We start from the raw sequence: 1,751 nt of genomic DNA, 5'->3' as shown, positions 1-1,751 counted from the left end.
CTATTAAATTGACAGTTATCGGGAAAAAAAGCGAACAAAAAAAGAGGACAAAGGAACTTTCCGGCGCGGAAAGCTTCGGGCTATTAGTACCGCTCGGCTATGGTATCTCTACCTTTACACCTGCGGCCTATCAACGTGGTAGTCTCCCACGGCCCTGTAAGGAAGCCTAATCTCGTGGCGGGTTTCGCACTTAGATGCTTTCAGCGCTTATCCACACCGCACGTAGCTACCCAGCCGTACACCTGGCGGCATAACTGGTTCACCAGAGGTGCGTCCAGCCCGGTCCTCTCGTACTAAGGCCAGACCCACTCAGACTTCCAACGCCCACAACAGATAGGGACCGAACTGTCTCGCGACGTTCTGAACCCAGCTCGCGTGCCACTTTAATGGGCGAACAGCCCAACCCTTGGGACCTTCTCCAGCCCCAGGATGTGACGAGCCGACATCGAGGTGCCAAACCTCCCCGTCGATATGAGCTCTTGGGGGAGATCAGCCTGTTATCCCCAGAGTACCTTTTATCCTTTGAGCGATGGCCCTTCCATACGGAACCACCGGATCACTATGTCCGTCTTTCGACCCTGATCGGCTTGTAGGCCCCACAGTCAAGCAAGCTTTTGCCATTGCACTCCGCGTACGGTTACCAAGCGTACTGAGCTTACCTTTGAAAGCCTCCGTTACCTTTTTGGAGGCGACCACCCCAGTCAAACTACCCACCAAACAATGTCCCCCTAATTTTAAGGGTTAGGGAACCCGTACGCAAAGGGCGGTATTTCAAGGACGATTCCACGGTTCCTGGCGAAACCGCTTCGATATCTCCCGCCTATCCTACACATCACGTACAGGTCCACAATGTTAAGCTATAGTGAAGGTTCATGGGGTCTTTCCGTCCCGTTGCGGGTAGCCGGCGTCTTCACCGGCACCACAATTTCACCGAGCCCATGGCTGAGACAGCGCCCAGATCGTTACACCATTCGTGCAGGTCGGAACTTACCCGACAAGGAATTTCGCTACCTTAGGACCGTTATAGTTACGGCCGCCGTTTACCGGGGCTTCGATTCAATGCTTCACCCGAAGGTTGACATCCCCTCTTAACCTTCCGGCACCGGGCAGGTGTCAGGCCTTATACTTCATCTTGCGATTTCGCAAAGCCATATGTTTTTGTTAAACAGTCGCCTGGGCCTTTTCACTGCGGCTGCTCATCGCTGAGACAGCGCCCCTTCTCCCGAAGTTACAGGGCCATTTTGCCGAGTTCCTTAGCCATGGTTAACTCGAGCACCTTAGGATCCTCTCCTCGACCACCTGTGTCGGTTTGCGGTACGGGCCTTATATACCTGGAGCTTAGCGGGTTTTCTCGGTAGTACGATTACCTGCACTATCTGCGCAGCCGAAGCTTTGCAGTACTGTCGGGTCTCGGCTGGTGCTGCGGATTTGCCTACAGCTCCAATACCTACCCCCTTCAACGCACTATTCCGTCAGTGCGCGGCAGTTCCACCTCTACGTCACCGCATCGCAGTATAAAAGGGTACCGGAATATTAACCGGTTGTCCATCGGCCATCCCCGTTCGGGTGGGCCTTAGGTCCCGACTGACCCTGATCCGATTAGCGTTGATCAGGAAACCTTGGTCTTTCGGTGGGCGGGTTTCCCACCCGCCTTATCGTTACTCATGCCTACATTTGCTTTTCCATGCGGTCCACGCCAGGTCACCCTGGCGATTCGCCCCACATGGAATGCTCCCCTACCAATGGTAGAT

At 54.4% G+C, this 1,751-nt stretch carries 1 rRNA gene; it reads right to left on the bottom strand.

The features are described from left to right. Nucleotides 1–63: 63 nt before the first annotated feature. Nucleotides 64–1,751, bottom strand: a 23S ribosomal RNA gene (locus C5749_RS19780); the annotation flags it as partial.

Origin of the sequence: Sphingobacterium gobiense, from assembly GCF_002980575.1 — a bacterium.
Classification (GTDB): Bacteria; Bacteroidota; Bacteroidia; order Sphingobacteriales; family Sphingobacteriaceae; genus Sphingobacterium; species Sphingobacterium gobiense.
This window is presented reverse-complemented; position numbering and strand designations above follow the sequence as displayed.